The sequence below is a fragment of the Nocardia sp. genome (assembly GCF_025465275.1).
GTDB lineage: Bacteria > Actinomycetota > Actinomycetes > Mycobacteriales > Mycobacteriaceae > Nocardia.
This window is the reverse complement of record NZ_JAODNK010000136.1, coordinates 1-18,671: the sequence shown is the minus strand read 5'-3', so window position 1 is coordinate 18,671 and position 18,671 is coordinate 1. Positions and strand designations below refer to the sequence as shown.

Annotated in this window: 17 protein-coding genes; 5 read left to right on the top strand and 12 right to left on the bottom strand. The window is 65.4% G+C overall.

Annotated features, from left to right (window positions below; all coding sequences use genetic code 11):
• Positions 1 to 165 precede the first annotated feature (165 nt).
• From JWN03_RS29720 to galK, 3 genes are all read right to left on the bottom strand, one after another.
• The gene (locus JWN03_RS29720) at positions 166 to 1,923 is read right to left on the bottom strand and encodes a sodium:solute symporter family protein (RefSeq protein WP_297621947.1); all 1,758 of its coding nucleotides are present in this window, start codon (positions 1,921 to 1,923) and stop codon (positions 166 to 168) included.
• A 118-nt stretch (positions 1,924 to 2,041) separates the two neighbouring features.
• Entirely contained in the window at positions 2,042 to 2,473 is a 432-nt protein-coding gene (locus JWN03_RS29715; protein WP_297621945.1) for a group II truncated hemoglobin, read from the bottom strand.
• A gap of 93 nt (positions 2,474 to 2,566) precedes the next feature.
• Positions 2,567 to 3,694 carry a galactokinase gene (galK, locus tag JWN03_RS29710; protein ID WP_297621943.1) on the bottom strand — a complete coding sequence of 376 codons (1,128 nt, stop codon included), beginning with the start codon at positions 3,692 to 3,694 and terminating at the stop codon, positions 2,567 to 2,569.
• A 344-nt stretch (positions 3,695 to 4,038) separates the two neighbouring features.
• On the opposite strand from galK, the gene JWN03_RS29705 reads away from it, so the two are divergent.
• Together JWN03_RS29705 and JWN03_RS29700 are read left to right on the top strand one after the other, a co-directional pair.
• Positions 4,039 to 5,559 (top strand): GGDEF domain-containing protein, encoded by a 1,521-nt coding sequence (locus JWN03_RS29705; protein ID WP_297621941.1) that lies wholly within the window; start codon positions 4,039 to 4,041, stop codon positions 5,557 to 5,559.
• A gap of 40 nt (positions 5,560 to 5,599) precedes the next feature.
• The gene (locus JWN03_RS29700) at positions 5,600 to 6,115 is read left to right on the top strand and encodes a hypothetical protein (protein ID WP_297621939.1); all 516 of its coding nucleotides are present in this window, start codon (positions 5,600 to 5,602) and stop codon (positions 6,113 to 6,115) included.
• Between the two features lie 25 nt (positions 6,116 to 6,140).
• Here the strand turns inward: JWN03_RS29700 and JWN03_RS29695 are convergent, their stop codons facing one another.
• The 5 genes from JWN03_RS29695 to JWN03_RS29675 form a co-directional block, all read right to left on the bottom strand.
• On the bottom strand, positions 6,141 to 6,926 hold the full coding sequence (locus JWN03_RS29695; protein ID WP_297621937.1) for a DUF6319 family protein: 786 nt from the start codon (positions 6,924 to 6,926) through the stop codon (positions 6,141 to 6,143).
• A 242-nt stretch (positions 6,927 to 7,168) separates the two neighbouring features.
• Positions 7,169 to 7,576: a hypothetical protein gene (locus JWN03_RS29690; protein WP_297621935.1), complete on the bottom strand. Its 408-nt coding sequence runs from the start codon at positions 7,574 to 7,576 to the stop codon at positions 7,169 to 7,171.
• A 151-nt stretch (positions 7,577 to 7,727) separates the two neighbouring features.
• On the bottom strand, positions 7,728 to 8,621 hold the full coding sequence (locus JWN03_RS29685) for an SGNH/GDSL hydrolase family protein (RefSeq protein WP_297621933.1): 894 nt from the start codon (positions 8,619 to 8,621) through the stop codon (positions 7,728 to 7,730).
• A gap of 126 nt (positions 8,622 to 8,747) precedes the next feature.
• Complete coding sequence (locus tag JWN03_RS29680; protein ID WP_297621931.1) at positions 8,748 to 11,132, bottom strand: MFS transporter; 2,385 nt, start codon at positions 11,130 to 11,132, stop codon at positions 8,748 to 8,750.
• A 216-nt stretch (positions 11,133 to 11,348) separates the two neighbouring features.
• Positions 11,349 to 12,008 (bottom strand): phosphate signaling complex PhoU family protein, encoded by a 660-nt coding sequence (locus JWN03_RS29675; protein WP_297621929.1) that lies wholly within the window; start codon positions 12,006 to 12,008, stop codon positions 11,349 to 11,351.
• 240 nt (positions 12,009 to 12,248) lie between these two features.
• Between JWN03_RS29675 and JWN03_RS29670 the strand changes: the two genes are divergently transcribed.
• A complete protein-coding gene (locus JWN03_RS29670) occupies positions 12,249 to 13,436 on the top strand; it encodes an AI-2E family transporter (protein ID WP_297621928.1) in 1,188 nt (395 codons plus the stop codon).
• Here the strand turns inward: JWN03_RS29670 and JWN03_RS29665 are convergent.
• Positions 13,433 to 14,308: a DMT family transporter gene (locus JWN03_RS29665; RefSeq protein WP_297621926.1), complete on the bottom strand. Its 876-nt coding sequence runs from the start codon at positions 14,306 to 14,308 to the stop codon at positions 13,433 to 13,435. The two genes, JWN03_RS29670 and JWN03_RS29665, sit on opposite strands and share 4 nt — an antisense overlap.
• An 84-nt stretch (positions 14,309 to 14,392) precedes the next feature.
• A complete protein-coding gene (locus JWN03_RS29660; protein ID WP_297621924.1) occupies positions 14,393 to 14,749 on the bottom strand; it encodes an immunity 51 family protein in 357 nt (118 codons plus the stop codon).
• Positions 14,750 to 14,850: 101 nt separating this feature from the next.
• On the opposite strand from JWN03_RS29660, the gene JWN03_RS29655 reads away from it, so the two are divergent.
• Positions 14,851 to 16,212, top strand: coding sequence for a DUF2252 domain-containing protein (locus JWN03_RS29655; RefSeq protein WP_297621922.1), 1,362 nt, complete (start codon positions 14,851 to 14,853; stop codon positions 16,210 to 16,212).
• Between the two features lie 5 nt (positions 16,213 to 16,217).
• Here JWN03_RS29655 and JWN03_RS29650 read toward each other — a convergent pair whose 3' ends face one another.
• Positions 16,218 to 17,066 (bottom strand): AraC family transcriptional regulator, encoded by an 849-nt coding sequence (locus tag JWN03_RS29650; protein WP_297621920.1) that lies wholly within the window; start codon positions 17,064 to 17,066, stop codon positions 16,218 to 16,220.
• A gap of 75 nt (positions 17,067 to 17,141) precedes the next feature.
• Between JWN03_RS29650 and JWN03_RS29645 the strand changes: the two genes are divergently transcribed.
• Positions 17,142 to 17,933 (top strand): alpha/beta fold hydrolase, encoded by a 792-nt coding sequence (locus JWN03_RS29645; RefSeq protein WP_297621918.1) that lies wholly within the window; start codon positions 17,142 to 17,144, stop codon positions 17,931 to 17,933.
• 445 nt (positions 17,934 to 18,378) lie between these two features.
• Here the strand turns inward: JWN03_RS29645 and JWN03_RS29640 are convergent.
• On the bottom strand, positions 18,379 to 18,671 hold a 293-nt coding region (locus JWN03_RS29640), incomplete at its 5' end, for an HNH endonuclease signature motif containing protein (RefSeq protein ID WP_297621916.1).

The following is an 18,671-nucleotide window of genomic DNA, read 5'->3' as shown; positions in this document are numbered from 1 at the left end:
CGACGGTCATGCCGACCCCGGCCCACAGGTTCACATCGATCCCACCGGTTTTCGCGCGCTGGAAATCGGTGGAATAGGCCAAGCCGACCACTATGAGGATCACCCCGTAGCAGGCGAGCAGGCCGCCGACGATGGTGCGAATATCGAAAAGCATTTGACGCCTTCCTATCCGACGAACACATTGAGGAGAATGACAAGGACCAGCGCGATACCGGCCAGCAGGCCGGGGCGCTGATACCAGGGCAGGGAGTCGGCGTCCGCGTCGGTGCGCATGGCCTTGGGAGTTTCGGAATAGACCAGGCCGACGAGTTCGGCGGCCGGTTTGGGCTGTGATACCTGGGTGACCGCGACGCTCACGACGATATCCAGTACGAAGGCCACGGCCGCCGCGACGAAACTCACGCCCTGGCCGGACAGTTCGAAGACGTGCGCCTTGCTCATCACGAAGACCACGATCGCGGCGGCGGTGCCGGTCACCAGGCCGATCCAGCCCGCCGCGGGCGTCATGCGCTTCCAGAACATGCCCAGGATGAAGGTTGCGAAGAGCGGCGCGTTGAAGAAGCTGAACAGCGTCTGCAGATAATCCATCATGTTGGAGAAATTGCCTGCGATGAAAGCGGTTCCGACCGCGCCGAGCGTCGCGCCGACCGTCGCCAGCCGTCCCACCGTCAGGTAGTAGTGGTCCGGGCGATCGCGCTTCACATACCGCTGCCACAGGTCGTAGCTGAAGACCGTATTGAACGCCGAGACATTGGCCGCCATGCCCGCCATGAACGCCGCCAGCAATCCGGCCAGCCCGACGCCGAGCAGACCGTTGGGCAGTACATCCTTCATCAGGTAGAGCAGCGCCTGGTTGTAGGTGGCATCGCCCTTGTAGTCCGGATTCGTTTTGAGTTCGGTCATCTGGGGCACCAGGACCGCGCTGATCATGCCCGGAATCACCACGATGAACGGAATGAACATCTTCGGATACGCGCCGATGATCGGAGTGCGCTGCGCAGCGGAGATGGAATGCGTCGCCAGCGCGCGCTGCACCTCGACGAAGTTGGTGGTCCAGTAGCCGAAGGACAGCACGAACCCGAGTCCGAAGACGATGCCGATCACCGAGGCGATATTGTTGCCGAAGCCGGTGAGTTCATTGCCCGGCCAGGCGTGCAGCTGCTCCGCGCCGCCCGGACCCGCGATCACCTTGTTGCGCAGCCCGTCCCAGCCGCCGACCTTGTGCAGGCCCACGATGGTCAGCGGCAGCAGCGCCGCCACGATGATGAAGAACTGCAGCACCTCGTTGTAGATGGCGGCCGACAGTCCGCCCAGCGTGATGTAGGAGAGCACGATGGCAGCGGCCGCCAGCACCGATATCCACAGCGGCCAGCCCAGCAGCGCATTCACAATGGAGCCGAGCAGGTAGAGGTTCACCCCGGCGATGAGCACCTGCGCCACAGCGAAACTCAGCGCGTTGACCAGGTGCGCACCCGGGCCGAAGCGCCGCAGCATGAACTCCGGGACGCTGCGCACCTTGGAGCCGTAGTAGAACGGCATCATGACAATGCCCAGGAAGAGCATGGCCGGAACCGCGCCGATCCAGAAGTAGTGCATGGTCGGCATGCCGTACTCGGCGCCATTGGCCGACATGCCCATGATCTCGACCGCGCCCAGATTCGCGGAGATGAAGGCCAGCCCGGTCACCCAGGCGGGTAACGAACGTCCGGACAGGAAGAAGTCGAGACTCGTGGAGACCCGCTGCCTGGCGAGCAGGCCGATCCCGAGTACGAAGACGAAATACAGTGCTACCAGGGCATAGTCGATAGGGTCGGCACCCAGTCGCAGTTGCCCCGATGCCACGGCAGCGAGTTGCCGCGAAGCCACGGCAGCGGGCTGCCCCAAAGCCACTGTGGCCTCGGGCAGGCTGGCGTCGAACGGCATACGGCTCTCCTGTCGAGAAGATCACGAGATGACGCGGGCACGACTGTAGCGCGCAATACTAGCCGGGTGTTCGCTCGTGGCCAGCAGGCACCGTGCACTTTGTGCTCGTGTCCGACAATCACCAGGTCCAGTGCGGTACTTCGCGCAGCGGATGAAGTTGCTCATCGGTTTCCGCCTGCGAGTTCTGCTGCGCAACGTGCGAGCCGAACTCGACGTGCTGGCGGACTGCCTCCCGGAACTTCTCCTCCTGCGGGAGCTCGGCGGCATCCAAGGCCTCCAGATAGACCTCGACGAAGCGCTGCCGCTGTTCATCGGTGATGTGCAGGCCGCGATGAACGTTGATGATGTGTTCGAAACCCAGCTCACGCGTGAAACGTCCTGGGCCACCGAAGGATTCGGCGGTGAACCAGGTCAGATGATCGACATGGGTGGGCCGGCGTACCGGAAACAGCTCCCGCAGAATCGGATCTGCCAGAGCCTTCTCGTAGAAGATCTCTTCCAGTGCATGCAGGGCCTCTTCGCCGCCGGCGAACTCGTACAGACTTTCCATGGCTCGCTCGTTCCTGGTGTGCGAGTGGATCGTTCCGGTATCAGGCTAAACCCGGACGGCGGCGGCCGTGCGCTTTACGACGTCGGATTTGGGCTATTCGATACGGCGCGCGCCCGCCGCGGGCGTCACCGCGAAGGTGCGCGGGGTATCAAAACCCCTGCGGGCGAACGCATCTCGCACCACACCGGCGGTGGTATCGGCCCGAGCACGATCGACCAGCGCGATCACACTGCCGCCGAAGCCGCCGCCCACCATGCGGGCCCCGTACGCGCCGGCCACCAGCGCGGCGGCCACGGCGGTATCGAGTTGCGGTGCCGACACCTCGAAATCATCACGGAGGGAAGCATGTCCAGCACTCAGCACCGGACCGATCGCGCGCGGATCGGCGCCGCCGCGCAATTCTTCGGCAACCCGCAGTACCCGGGCGTTTTCGGTGATCACGTGTCGCGCGCGGCGGCGCAGCAGCGGGTCGGAGAGGCGTCCGATATCGGCGAGCCGGGTGATATCCCGCAGGAACGGCACCCCCAGTTCCGCAGCGGCCGCGGCACATTCGGTCCGGCGCTGCGCGTATTCGCCGTCCATCAGGTGATGCGGGCTGCCGGTGTCGAACACCAGCAGTTGCAGATCGAATCGGTCCAGGTCGAAGGGAATCTGCTGGTACTCGCGGGTGCGCACATCCAGGAAGAGCACGTGCCCGGCCGTGCAGAGCATGGACGCGGACTGATCCAGCACCCCGGTCGGGACGCCGACATAGACGTTCTCCGCGGTGCGCGCGATATCGATGATCTCGGCCGCGGGAACGCTGGGCGCGAACAGGTCCCGCAGTGTGATGGCCACCGAACACGACAGCGCCGCCGAAGAAGACAGACCGGCGCCGATGGGAACGGTGCTGTCCAGTTCGAGCTCGACACCGCGCACCTCGTGCCCGCGGCGTTCGAACTCCCGGATCACACCGAGTGGATAGTGCGCCCAGGTGGGCAGTTCCGACCAGCCGGCGGCGCCCAGATCGGCCATGGTGGCCACTACGTCGTCGCAGGGCGCCTGCAGCGATCGCAGCCGCACCGTGCCTGCCGGGAGCAGCGCGGCGGTGCAGGTCGTACCGAGCGGCAGGGCCAGCGGCAGGACAAAACCGTCGTTGTAATCGGTGTGCTCACCGATCAGATTGACCCGGCCGGGCGCGAACCAGCGTCCCGCACTCGATTCCGAGAAAGATCCAGCCACCTCAGCTCCCGTCCGGAGTCGTGCAGGTCGTTCGGTTCGATCAGCAGCGAGCATATCGAGTCGCGCGGACCGTGATCCTGCGGGTTCGCCGGACTCCCGTACACGATGCGACATTTCGTGCCATGATCGACTCGGTTGCCCAGATCTCGATGGCAGCGCCTCTCCCCCGTGGATACTGCCGCCGTCGGCTGGGACCTATGCTCTAACAGCAACACTCGGTTCGTGATCGCCGCATCCGTGACCACGGATGCCGCTCGCGTGGGGCTATCTCTTCGCTCGATGCGCGGCGGTCGTGATTCGAAGAAATGCACGCGCACTGGGGACGGAGCGGACGAGGGGGGCTGGTGGAAACAGACGAAAAACCGGCCGGTCAGTCCGGCCGACGGTTCCGAGTCTGTTGGCGCACGACATTGTTCAGTTGTGGCGTATTGATTCTCGCACTACCTCTGGTCATCGATTCCCGGCGGCTCGCCCTCGCCACCCTGATCGCCTCGGTCACCATCAGCGTGGTCATGATCGGCGTGGGTGTGCGCCAGTATCAGCCACGCCATCCCCTGCCCTGGTATCTACTCTCCGCCTCCGCCGTGCAATTCACCATAGGCACCGCACTGCGCCAGACCACCGACTGGCACCACCACCCCTTCGACGATCTGTTCACCCTCAGCGGCTACTGCTGCATCGGTGCGGCGGCCGTACTCTGGCTGCGCCCGCGGCAGAACAGCACCGACCACGATCTGCTGCTGGATTCCGGCCTCATCGGACTGGGCGCGGCCCTGCTGTCCTGGACCTTCCTCATCTCGCCGATCCTGCACCGGGCGCACACCTTCAACTTCACCACCCTCACCGCCGTCACCTATCCGGTGGTGGATGCCCTGCTGCTCACCGTGGTCGCGCATTCGGTGGTGACCTCGGCCCGCTCGGAGACATCGTTGCGGCTGGTGTACCTGGCCATGCTGGTCATCCTCGCCGGGGACCTCGGCTACAACCTGGAGACGGCAGGCTCGGCCGAACTGGGACGCCAAATCCAGCTCATGCCACTGCAACTCGCGTACACGCTGATCGGCGCGGCGGCCATGCATCCGACCATGGTGGTGCTCGGCAGTCCGCGCGATATCCACGCGCACCGGTCGCGCCAGCGCGCCAGCATCATCGCCATTGTCATGATCGTGGCCGCGCTGGTGCCGGTGGTCGGCTCCAGCCTGGACATGATGGATCGAGTGGTCGTGTCCTCGCTCTTCGCGCTACTACTAGCCGGGGTCCTGCTACGCAGCGAACGCGCAATCGAACGCAGCGCCCGCAGCGAGCGGCGCGCGCAGTATCAAGCAGACCACGACATGCTCACCGGACTGCTGAACCGCGCCGCCCTGCTGCGGGCGCTGCATCGTAATCGGGACCGGTGGGGTGATCAGCCGCTCGCACTGCTGTTCATCGACCTGGACGGCTTCAAACATGTCAATGACAATTACGGGCATGCGGTCGGCGATGAGCTGATTGCCAATGCGGCAGCGCGTATTCGGCGCATGATTCGCCGCGACGATACGGCCGCCCGCTACGGCGGCGACGAATTCGTGGTGCTCGCGCCGCTGAGCCGCCAGCAGGCGCTGCTCCTGGCGGAACGACTGCTGGCGAGCCTCGGCGAACCGTTCGAGCTCAGCGCCGCGGAGGTGCGCATCGCCGCCAGCATCGGCATTGCCTGCAGCGGTCCGCGCAGCGCCGACATCACCGTGTACGAGCTTCTGCGCGAAGCGGATTCGGCCATGTACCACGCGAAGGAATACTCGCTGGGGTACGTTTTTCATGCTGATCTCAGGCACGGGCACCCGGAGTCCGGGCCGCGCACCTGGCACCGGGAGTCTGCGGTCTGACATCGTATTCGCTGTCACCGCACGGATATTCGGGTCCATCATGCAGTTCTGCGCACTCCGGTACCAGCTGGGAACCACCATACTGACGGGCGCGGCCATACTGGCGCTCGGCGCGGCGGGAGCCGCCGGTGCGGCTCCGCCCGTGCTCGGCGCCGCCCCCTCCTACACGGCGCCCGCCGACTCCGATGGCGCACCATCCGGCATGACTATTGCGCTGGGAACGGGTTCGTCCTCGCTGTCGGCTAATCCGGGATCGGCGACCGGGCTGGCCTCCGGTTCGGGCTCCCTCCAATCGGACTCCGCCGCAGGCGGTCCCCCGGGAACCGGATCGGGCAACCCGACGTCGAGTTCGTCGAACTTCGGAAACAAGCTCGGCACCTTCGGGCCGAACCTTGCGGCGGGGATCGACAATCTCATGCGCGCCCTGGGTTTTCGGCCGGGCGCGGTGCCAACCCCGCCCGGATGCCCAGAAGCCGGGCAGACCCCGCATATGCGCGGTCTACCCGGCTACGACTCGCTACTGGATCCCGGCGGAACCGGAATCTCCTGCAGCTGAGGGTTGAATCTCCTACGGCTGCAGGCTAACCGGCCAGCTCGTCGAGCAGCTTGCGGGCAGTCTCCAATTCGGCCTGCAACTGCTCGACCTTGGCACGCTGCGTCAGTCGTACGGCCTCCAGGATCGAATCGACGACCTCGGCAACCTCGGGGTGCAGGAGCTTGGCTGCCTGCGAGACGGCCGAACCCGGTACTGCGAGACCGCGAATGGTGCGCTTCTTGCCATTGACGACATCGAGCGTCCATTCGCCGTCGGTGGTGCCGTTGAGCGTCACCGTGACCTCGACCGTTTTGGGCTTCTTGGCGGCAGAGGCATTGGCGGCCGCATTGCGCGCGGGGCGCGAGGCGGTACCCGCCGCGGGCTTCGGTGCGCCGGGCTTACCGGCCTCCGACGCTGCCGCGGCGGAATCGGTGGAAGCCTGCGGCGTATCGGTTTTCACAATGGGAGCAGGCGGAGTGATCGGCGGGGCGGCCGGCACGGGTGCGGGCGACGGCATCGTCACGGTGGAGTCCTTCCTGGTTGCCGTTTTCTGCTTTGCACCGGCCGCGGCTTGCGGCCGGGCCGGTTTGGTCAGGGTCACCTCGGTGGGACCGAACGAAAGCACATCTTTGGAACCGGTCGGCTTCACCTGCAGGAAATCACCCTCGGATGGATCACCGAGGGAGATCACCTTGCCGGAGCGGCCTTCCGGTACTCCGACCGCTGCCGCCGTGAACCACACCGCCGGCGGACGGCCTGCATCGATCTGCTCGGCAATGTGCCGAATCTCGGTCTCTGACAAGGGCTGTGGCTTGGTGCTACGGGACGACATGGGACTCTCCGGGCGGACGGTGGGACATCAGCGTGCACAGAGCATGCCCCATGGCACCGACAAATCCACATCCGAAGAATTCGCACCGACACCGACGCACTGGTCAGCGAACGTTCAGCTTCCGACTGGTGCGGCCCACCGAGCATGGCCGGCGGGTCCGATCGTAGGCGTTGTACCCCGTCCGTGCGCAACTTTCCGACCGGTCCGGCCGGCCGCACAGAGCGCTGCCGGACACCGCGCGCTCAGAGTTGTTCGACGCCGCGCAGCACACAGCGGACCGACTGCGGGCGGGTGACCGGATCGAGCACGGTCTCGGTGGTGAAATCCTGGGTGCCTCCCGGCGCCACCAGCACTTCCGTGCTGGTGCGTTCCAGCACTGCCGATTCCGGCGTCATGAAACTGATCACCACGAGATACCGGTGTTCGATCTGATCCCGGTTGCTCACCACCGCGGTGGCCTCCCAACCGGACGAGGTGCCCTCACAGCCGGTGACGAATGCGCTGCGCTGCATCTCGGCGGTGGTGTGCTGCATATCCGCTCTATCGGCGGAATCGACCGCTGCCTTCGGTTCGCTCGAACGGCCGCAGCCCGAAAGCAGAGCCGCACATCCGCAGATGACACCGACGAGCCTCAGGTAGGGGGCGATCATGAATCTCCCTTTCCACCGCGCACTTCTGTGCAATATCTCAGCTGTGCAAATCCCAGCCGCCCCCGCAACACACCGTTGCCGCTAATTAGCCGCGCGCAGAGATTACCGCAGCTGAAGGGCGTGTCGTGATACCACGGCAGGCGTGTCGCCCTCAGCTCGCGCCCAGCACCTCCAGCACTCGGCGGGCCTGATAGTCCGCACCCAGCTGGTTCGGATGGAAGGGTACGGCCAAGCCGACGGGATTGCCGGAGAACGGCACCAAGCCCTCCACCCAGCGGGTGCCGACGGGCCGGCAGGCATCGTGACCCGAGCTGCCGTCGTAGGTGTCCACGAAATCGACCCCGGTGGTGGACGCGACCTGCGCGAGCATGCTGTGCAGTTCGAGCAGCTTGCTGCCCAGCCAGATCGCGTCCGGATCGGAGATCGGGATGGTGGGGAAGCAGCCGCCGGTGAGACCGATGCCCTCGAAGTAGTCGAGCAGCAGAATGCGGGCGTGCGGGGAGCGGGCCCGGACGCCCCGGACCGTATCGATCACGCGGGACTCGGCGCGCGCGATATTCAGCGACATCTGGTCCACACCGGCGACGACCATTGTGTCCAGACATGGGGTCGCCGCCGGATCGAGTGTCACGCAGGTCTGCACGGTCGCGGCCAAATCCGCGTCATTGCCACCGATTTCGAGGGTCACCAGGTCGGTGCTGTCGGTGAGGCGATCGAACTGCGGCGGATTGGTGCCCAGCGGACCGCTCTGCGCGGCGGTCATATTCGCGGTGACGGCGGCGCCACAGGTGGCATCGCGGAACACCGGGACCGACAGCGCCGCCGCGACCTGTTTGGCGTAGTTGTGCGCACTCTGCACGCAGTTCGCCGGTGTGAAGGCGGTGGTGACCTGACTGAGGGTGGCATCGGCAGCCCACGAATCACCCAGTGCCACATACTCGGCGACCCCCGGCCCGGGAGCGTCACCATCCGCTGCCTGCGCCGCCCCGGCCGGTAGTACCGCCGCCATCGCGGCGGCCGTCAGTAGTGCACGCGAGAACTTCATCGTTGTCTCTCCCCGGGCCCCGACCCTGTGGATTCGAACTGGACCAGCGTCCAGTGGCGAACCTAACAGCAGCTCAGGGCTTTTGCCCGGCGAAATCGGAAAATCCGCACGGGCCGGATATCCGCGCTACACCCGATCCACCGATTCGACTCGCTCGTAGCCGAGCAGCACATCATGTGCCACTTCGCCGTCGACCACCGTGACGCGACTGAAGACCGGCGGATAACCGCGTGCCATCACCGTGTAGCGGCCGTCGGCCAGATCCGGCACCACATAGTGACCGGTGTCGTCGGTGCGAGTGACGGCAATCAGGTCACCGCCCTCGTCGAGCACCGTGATCTGAGCGTCCGGGACCGCATAGCCGGCCTCGGTGCTCGCCGATCCGGCCAGCACCGCGCGGGGCAGCAATTCCACGTCGTGGCGCAGCATTCCGGTATCGGGCACGGTGAGGGTGGAGGCCGCGGGCCGCATATGTTCGGCCACGACCACCAGCGTGTAGGTGCCTGCCAGCACACCGCGACAGACGTACCCGCCGTCCGCGGTGGTGACGGCACAGCCGATGACATCACCGAAGGCATCGGTGAGGGTGACCGTCGCATCGGCCAGCGCCACACCCCGGCCCGCCGAACGCACCACGCCGGAGACCTCGCCCGAACCGATGAGCGCGATATCCACCTGCTGTGGGCGACGGCCGACCGTAATGGTGACCGCGGAGGGCTGGTACCCGCTCGCCGAGACGATCAGCACGTAGCCGCCCGCACGCGGCACCCCGATCTGATAGCCGCCGTCCGGCGTGCCGATGGCACGCGAAACCTGGTGCCCCCGCTGATTGATCAGCGTCAGCACGGCGTCGGGAATCGAGTGGCCGTCCTCGCGGTGCACACATCCGGAGATGGCCAGACCGGCCGGCTCGATGATCCGCAATTCCGGCTCGGGCTCGGGCTCAGGCTCAGGTTCGGGCTGGGATTCCGGTTCCGGCTCGGGCTCCGGTTCGGGCACCGCCTCGACCACCACCGGGGCCGGACTGTCCTGCAGCGGAATCTCTTTCATGAACATGAGCACCACGGCGGCCACCACCGCCACCGCGGCGGCTACATAGAACACGCCGCTCATGGCATCGGTGAAGCCGATCAGAATGGGCACCCGCAGCTCATCGGGAAGCGCGGCGATCCCGGTGGTATTGCTCTGGATTCGGCCCAGCTGCGCGGCATCGAAGCCGTCGGGCAATCGGCCGCCGAAGGCATCGAGAATCCGGTGCGGCAGCAGATTGAACAGAATGGTCAGGAAGACCGCCACACCCAGCGTGCCGCCCATCTGGCGGAAGAAGGTGGCCGAGGCGGTCGAGACGCCCATATCCGAACGCGGACCGGCATTCTGGGCCGCGATGATGAGCGTCTGCATACAGCCGCCCAGCCCGAACCCGATGATGCCGCAGTACAGCAGCGGCTGCCACATCGCGCTGTCATAGTGCACGCGGGCGAAGAGCACCGAACCGAGCGCGATCACCACCGAACCCGCCACCGGGAGCATCTTGTAGCGCCCGGTGAACTTGGTGACCAGCCCGGCCAGCTGCGCGCCGATCATGATGCCCACCACCAGCGGCAGCATGAACAATCCGGCCCGGGTCGGCGAATATCCGCGCACCACTTGGAAATACAGCGGCACCAGCACGATCGCGCCGAACATGGCAACGCCCACAATGAATCCGCCGATAATGGCGATGCTGAAGGTGCCACTGGTGAAGAGCCGCAGCGGAATCAGCGCGGCGTCCTTCATGAGCAGTTCCACAATGACGAACAGCACCAGCCCGGCCGCCGCGATGCCGTAGCAGGCCAGCGCGCGATGGGAGCTCCAGCCCCAGTCCCGGCCCTGCTGGGCGATGATGAGCAGCGGCACGGTGGCGATGGCCAGGGTGATCGCGCCCAGCCAGTCGGTGCGATAGTCGCGCCGCGGGAAGGGCACGTTCAGCACCTTGGCGACCACCAGCATCGCGAGCACGCCGATGGGCACGTTCACCAGGAACACCCACCGCCAGCCCTCCAGCCCGAGCAGATGGTCGGCATTGGAGAGCCAGCCGCCCAGGACCGGGCCGAGCACGGTGGCGATACCGAAGACCATCATGAAATAGCCCTGGTAGCGCACCCTTTCGCGCGCGGGCACGATATCGCCGATAATCGTGAAGGCCAGCGACATGAGCCCGCCCGCGCCGATGCCCTGCGCCGCACGGAATCCCGCGAGCTGATACATACTGGTGGCGAAGGTGCAGGCCACCGATCCGAGCACGAAGACCCCGATGGCGATGAGGTAGCAGGGTTTTCGGCCGTAGATATCGGCGAGCTTGCCGTACAGCGGAGTGCTGATGGTGGCGGTGATGAGGTAGGCCGTGGTGGCCCAGGCCTGCTGGTCGAAGCCGTGCAGGCTATTGGCGATTCGAACGATCGCCACACTCACAATGTTCTGGTCCAGGGCAGCCAGAAATACGCCCAGTAGTAGACCGGACAAAATGGTCATAATCTGCCGATGCGAAAGTTCCGTTCTCGCATCGGAATCCAGAGCCGGCGGGATGACCCGCGGCTTAGTCATGGTATTCGTCACGTTTGGGGCCCTTGTCGGATTTCGGGTGTCCGTTGGATGCGGTGCTACTCGAAAAGACCTCGCCATGAAGCAATTCGGGCAGCGTACTCCTGGCGATCCGGACCCTTACGACACACCCCCGATATGAGGCGGTTACCCCTCCACTTGTGCGTACAGCGGAATTCCGGTGTGGAAGAAGCGAATGAGCTGACCGATGCGCACACTGTGGTCGGCGCAGCGCCCGAAGTGGTGCGCGAGCATGGCGATATCGATGGCCATGGCGCTGCCGTGCGACCAACCGGTATCGGAGGCGGCATCGGAGACCTGTGCCCGCAGACGGTCCAGCCGCTCGTCGCGTGGCACCAGGACCTGATCCCGCGGCGGGTTCTGGGCGGCAATGACTCTCACCACCACCCCCGCCATATCGGCTACGGCGCCGGAGATCTCCGCGAGCATCTCGTTGATGGGTTGCAGGGCAACCGGTTCCGGATAGCGGCGGACCACCACATCGGCCACCCGGCTCAGCGCGGCCGCGACACCCAGTAGGTCGTCGGCGATCTGGATGGCGGTCACCACGTGGCGCAGATCACGCGCTACCGGCGCCTCGAGGGCGAGCAGGATGACCGATCGGTCCTCGCATTTGGCGTGCTCGATCTGCACCTGCTCCTCGAGCGCGAACACCTCGTAGGCCGCGGTGAGGTCACTGCCCACCAGCGCCACCGAGGCACGCTCGGCCGCCTCATGCGCCAACCGCGCCATATGCGCCAACTCGTCGGTCAGCGCCATGAGCTCGATGGAGAATTTCGTTCGCACTCGCATATCTTGTCCGCCCGCCCACACAACTGCACAATATCGTGGGAAAAGCATTCCCTCCGAATGCCTCTCGGCCATGTCGCCCAGAAAATGACCAACCGACCAGTCGTATTGATGGCCCGGGGATGGCCAATCGTCGAATTCGATTCACCGGATGTTCGTCATCGGGCACTACGCGCCGGGCACGGGGACCGGTGCGTCGATCGTTGAAAACAGCGCGCCGTACCCGACACTGGACCGATGGCCGCACAACCCACTGCTGCCGAGCAGAACGACGAGCCGGCCGAATCCGCCGGCACCGGCAGTTCCGTGCAGACCGCCGACACCCCGCCGCCGCCCGAAAGCCGCATGCCGGCGTGGTTACCCCGCGCCATGGTGATGGCGCTGGCCCTGCTCGGATTGTTCGAGCTCGCCAATTGGGCTGCGCACGAACTGATCGGCATCGCCATCATGATGACGGTGGCGTTCTTCATCTCGCTCGCCATGGAACCGGCCGTGGACGGGATGGCCGCGCGCGGCGTCAATCGCGGGCTCGCCACCGCGATCGTCTTCATCATCGTGTTCGCCTGCACCGTGGGATTCCTCGTCACGCTCGGCATCCTGATGGTGGAGACCGTCAGCACCGTGCTCGATGAATTACCGCGCCTGCTGGACGAATTGATCAGCTGGGTCAACCACACGTTCCACCAGAATTTCACCGTCGGTCAGCTGCGGGACCGGCTGTTCAAGGACTCCGACGTCATCAGCTCCTATGCCGAGCGGGCCGCCAATAATGTGTGGGGCCTGTCGAATACGGTGCTCGGCGGGTTCGCCAAGGTCGTCACCATCGCCCTGTTCAGCGTGTACATGACCGCCGACGGGCCCAAGCTGCGCCGCTCGGTGTGCTCGCTGCTGCCCCCGGCCAAACAGGGCGCGGTGCTGCACGCCTGGGACCTGGCGATCGACAAGACCGGCGGCTACCTCTACTCGCGGGCGCTGCTCGCCGTCATCTCCGCGCTCACGCACGGCGTGTTCCTCTGGATCCTGGGGATTCCGAACGCCTTTGCGCTGGGCATCTGGTTCGGCGTCATCGCCTCGTTCGTCCCGACCATCGGCACCTACATCGCGGGCATACTGCCGATTCTGGTGGCGCTCACCGTCGAACCGATCGACGCCGTGTGGATCCTGATTTTCGTGGTGGTCTACCAGTGGATCCAGGACTACGTGCTGCAGCCGCGCATTACCGCCCGCACGGTCGATGTGAACCCTGCGGTGGCGCTGCTGTCGGTCATTGTGGGCGGGGCGTTGCTGGGGGCTGTGGGGGCGCTGCTGGCCATTCCGGCGACCGCCACGCTGCAGGCGTTCCTGAGCGAGTACGTGAAGCGCTATGAGGTCAATGACGATCCGCGGATCGAACGTGGTGGGGGCAAGGCGCGCAAGAAACGCTAGGCGGGTGCGGGCTCCGGTACTTCGGTGCGGGATCGCGCGGTGCCCAGGATCGAACCCAGGATCACGAGCGGGAAGCCGATGGCCATACCGGCGGTCAGCGGTTCGTGGAGCAGGCTCACGCCGATCAGCAGGGCTACGGCCGGATTGATGTAGGTGATGACGGTGGCACGCGCCGGGCCGACCTCGCCGATGAGCGCGAAGAACACCACGAAAGCCAGTGCGGTGCAGAGCAGTCCCAGGCCGATCACCGACCAGGTGGCGCCGGCCGGGTAGTGCGCAGGCATGCGCAATGCCGCGAACGGCAGGTAGATGAGAGCGGCCAGGACCAGCGTCACGGTGACGACGCCGATCGGCGGGAGACCGGTGAGCTTGCGGGCGATGATGATCGGGCCGAGTGCGTAACCGACAACGCTGATGGCGATCGCGCCGAGGGCACCCATATTCGACACATCGATATCCAGGCCGACCAGTGCGGCCACACCGGCAAAGCCGATCAGCAGGCCGATGACTCGGCGCGTATCGAGGCGCTCGTGGCCGCCGACGGTCACCATGACGACGGCGATCAGTGGGACCGCCGCGATCAGCAGCCCGACCGTGGAACTGGTCAGCGTCGTCTCGGCCTTACCGATGAGCAGCCACGGCCCGGTGATCTCGACGAGGGTGTAGACCAGTAGCCAGCGCCACTGCCGCAGGACGGGCAGGAAAACCTTGGTGTACAGGGCAATCGGCAGTAGCACCAGCGCGCCGAGGGCAGTGCGGCCGAAGGCCACCACCACCGGATCGAAGTCGGCCACCGCGACCCGGATCATGGCGTACGGGACGCCCCAGATGATGCCCATACCCAGGAACAATGCCCAACCGCGCCTGCTCATGACGGCACTCCTTCCGATCGCCCGGAGCGTATTCGAACGTTCCGACACGGGAACGCCGCCGCGGCCCACATCCATCCCGCAGGGTCAGTCGAACCATTCCGGATCGCCGGCGGCGATGAACCCCGTGAGCACCGTCTGATCCTGGAATGCCTCCTGCAGTAGGAGACCCAGTTGCCGGAGGGCCTCCGCGTCGGTCCCATAGGCGACGAACGTGCCCGCCTCCGGGTCGAAATTGATGCGCTCGGCGAGTTCGGGTGCACGCAGGCTCACAGCGGACTGGGCCACACCAGCCCAGCCGTAACCATTGCCCTCGTATCCGGCCTCGGTGAAGTTCTCCTCCAACTCGACCATGTGGTTGTCGGAGAGCATGAGGCAGTAGTTGCCGGGATTGTGGTCGTACTCGAAAAAGACCAGGGGTGCGAAGGTTTCACGATCAGTCACAGCGCGGACGCTACCGACCCGCCCCGACAACCGCACCAACCGCACACACCGGGGCCCGGCAGCTCCAGGCTTATCCCCAGGTGAGGAACTACAGTCCCAGCATGACGACATCGGATACCGCAGTAAGCGCTACCGACGCCGACACGGCCGAGGAGGGTCGGGCCGCTCGTAAGCGGGTGCCGCGGTCGAGTTTGGGCCAGTGGGAACCCACTGCCGATCGGGTTGATCCGATCGAGATACTGGAGCAGCAGGCGGCCACCCGGGTGCCCGAGCTGGTCCGAATTCGGTACGCGCGAATGTCCGCCGGGCAATTCCCGTTCTATCGGGGTGCGCCCGCGATCCTGGCGGCCGATCTCGCGGCGGGGCCGAACACCGGGCTCACCGTCCAGCTGTGCGGTGACGCGCACCTGTCGAACTTCGGGCTGTTCGCCTCGCCGGAGCGCTCACTCATATTCGATATCAACGACTTCGACGAAACCCTCCCCGGGCCGTTCGAATGGGATGTGAAGCGGTTGGTCGCGAGTGTCGCCGTCGCGGCCCGCGCCAATGGTTGCGACGATGACGAGGCGACCGAGGCCGGTGCGGCCGCGGCCACCGCCTACCGCGAGACCATGAACCGGCTGGCCGGAATCGGCGATACCGAGGTCTGGTACGAGCGAGTCGACGCCGAGCAGGTCGCCGAGCTGCTGAGCCCGAAGGACCGCAAACGCACCGAAAAGGTGATCAGCAAGGCCAAGTCCCGCACCAGCCTGCAGGCCCTCGACAAACTCACCGAGCCCGGACCCGATGGCACGCCGCGCATCAAACAGGATCCGCCGCTGGTCATGTCCGTCCCCAATACCGAACTGGCGGACTTGGATTCGGTGCTGATCGACTACGGCAACACCCTGCCGGAGGAGCGGCGAGTCCTGCTGAACCGCTACCAATTGCGGGATATCGCAATGAAAGTCGTCGGTGTGGGCAGTGTCGGCACCCGCTGCTTCATCGCGTTGCTCACCGGCCGCGCCACCGGTGATCCGCTCTTCCTGCAGGTCAAACAGGCCGAGAAATCGGTGCTCGCGCAATACCTGCGCTCCAGCGTCTTCCAGCACCAGGGCCACCGCGTAGTACACGGCCAGCGCCTGACCCAAGCCGCCAGCGACATCTTCCTCGGCTGGGCCACCGGCCCCGACGGCAACTTCTACTACTGGCGCCAACTCCGAGATATGAAGGGCTCGTTGACAATCGACGACATGTCCTTCTCCGAACTCCGCCAATACGCCACCCTCTGCGGCCAAACCCTGGCCCGCGGCCACGCCCGCTCCGGCGACCGCGTAGCCCTAGCCGCCTACCTCGGCACCAACGACGTATTCGACCGAGCCATGGGCGATTTCGCCCTCGCCTACGCCAACCAAACCCTCACCGACTACGCCACCCTCCAATCCGCAATAAAATCCGGCCGCATAGACGCCACCACCGACTGAGGTCGTCAGGTGGTGGCGGATTTGAAGCGGCCGGGGGAGGTTGCGGTTCGGGTGCGGAAGAATTTGGCGAAGTTTGCGGGGTCGTCGAAGCCTAGGCGGCGGGCGCATTCGGTGGTGGTCAGGTTGCCGTGGACCAGTAGGCGTTTGGATTCGAGGATTACGCGGTCGTCTATGAATTGTTTGGCGCTCATGCCTGCGGCGGCGTGGGCTGCTCGGGTGAGGGTGCGGGTGGAGTAGCCGAGTTGGGCTGCGTACCAGGAGAGTTCGCGGGTTTCGTGGTGATGGGTTTCGACGGCGCGGGCGAAGGCGTCGAAGACTTCGCCGGTGGTGCGGTAATGCTGTCCGGCTCGGGCTCGGAGGAGGATCACCTCCAGTAGGTTGCGCAGGATTCTGGTCGAGTCGGGGATGGGGTCGCTCGCGACCGCGGCGTATTCGCGGCGGAGGTGCTCGATTGCCTCGGTGATGAGCGGTGTGGTTTTCGACATCGGCGAGACGAGCATTCCCGGCGGGTCGGCGCCGATGATCGCTGTGGAGACGAATTCTGGACGGAGCAGGACGAGGCTGCCCTGGACATCGGAGATGTCGTCCCAGCGATGGGTCCAGCCGGGGCGGATCCACGCCAGGTCGCCCGCGCCGAAGGGGTGCGCCTCGAAGTCGACTCGCAAGCGCCCGTTGCCGTCGGTGCAGCTTGCCAGCACGTGGAAATCCGCCCTGATGACCGGGGAGGATTCGGTGGCCGCACGCATGGCGCGCAGCTCCTCGAAAGTCAGCACCTCGAGGTCCTGTGCGGATAGCGCGCCGGACTGATATCGCATCGACAGGATCTGCGGGGCCTGTCCATTTTTGACTGTCATCAGTCACGAATGTACCTCGTCGAGATCACCCTTTCCGAATAGCCTCGACATAGAGCGGAAAGAGAGGACGATTCGATGACCTTCGATACTAAAACTATTGCGGTGCAGGGTGGTTCGCTGCCGGTTCAGTTGCGGAACGGTGATCCCGAGGTGCCGACGCTGATCTTCCTGCACTACTGGGGCGGCTCACATCGCACGTGGGGCCCGGTGATCGGCGAGCTGAACTGGATCGGCCCGGTGGCGACTTATGACCATCGCGGTTGGGGGCAATCCCGCGGCCTTCCCGGCCCGTACGGAATCGACCAGCTGACAGACGATCTGGAGCGCATCGTCACCGAACTCGGTGCCCGGCACTATGTCCTGGTAGGCCACTCCATGGGCGGAAAGGTCGTGCAGCTCTTCGCCGCCCGCAGGCCCGCGGGATTGACCGGTGTCGTATTGATCGCCCCAGCCCCCGCCCACCCGACCATCAGTGAGCCGGAGCAGCAAGGGTTGTCACACGCCTACGACAGTGAAAACACCATTACCGAAGCCCTCACCCATGTACTCACCCACCACCCACTCCCACACGACCTGCACACCCAGGTCATCACCGACAGCCTCGCCGCCGACCCGCCCGCCCGCTCGGCCTGGCCTCTGCATTCGATCGCTCAGGACATCACCGCGACCGTGCCCTCCATAGAGGTACCCGTCCTGATCCTGGCAGGCGAATACGACCAGGTCGACTCCCCCGCAACACTTCTCGAACATCTCCTCCCCTACCTACCCACCGCAGAATTCGAAATACTTCCCGGCACCGGCCACCTCTCCCCCTTGGAGATCCCAGCCGCCCTCGCCACCCGCCTGCGCAAGTTCCTCGGCGAATAGGGTTATTGCTGGCAGTCGTGGGGGCGTTCAGCATGCCGGTTACTTCCCAGATGAGGGGACCGCACAGCCGGTGTCTCATCGGCGCAGACCCACTACCGGTTGTGCCGCTGAGACACCCGCTGTTCCATCCCCGGTATCCGACGTTTTCTATGCCGAAACGGTCGGTGCACCTGGGTTTCTTGCGTTGAAAGAAGGTGTTGGGTTTCCGGGTGCGGGCAGAGCCCGAGATGGCCGTGCTGGGCACGTCAGGAGGGGTACCCGATCTACCTTCCGCAGTACCGGGGGACCCTGCGGTACCGGCCGCAGGACTGGCTGTGGTCCCGTTCTCGAGAACAAAACCCGAAAAGACAAGAACCACAAGACCGAGAACCCGAAGAACCAACCCGCACAACGACCTGTACCACCGACAGGCAACAGCCCGGCGGTGGAACAGGTCGGTGGAGACCTACTGGCGGTAGCGTTTCCGTTCCCGTTCGTTGCGGGCTCGGATACGTGCCAGGGCGGCGGCCTTCTGCTCGAGAGGGTGGTGAACATGGTTCACCTGCGGTGTCCCGGCCGGGTTGATATGCGGTGGCCCGATCCACCCGGTCCGCCCCGGGAACTCCGAATCCGGTCCCATGACAACGGTTTTCCACCCGCCGGGCCCGTCGTGGACCTGGGCGTGGCAGTGGTCGCACACCAGGGTGAGGTTGTCGATATCGGTCCTGCCACCCTTGGCCCACTCGTCGACGTGGTGCA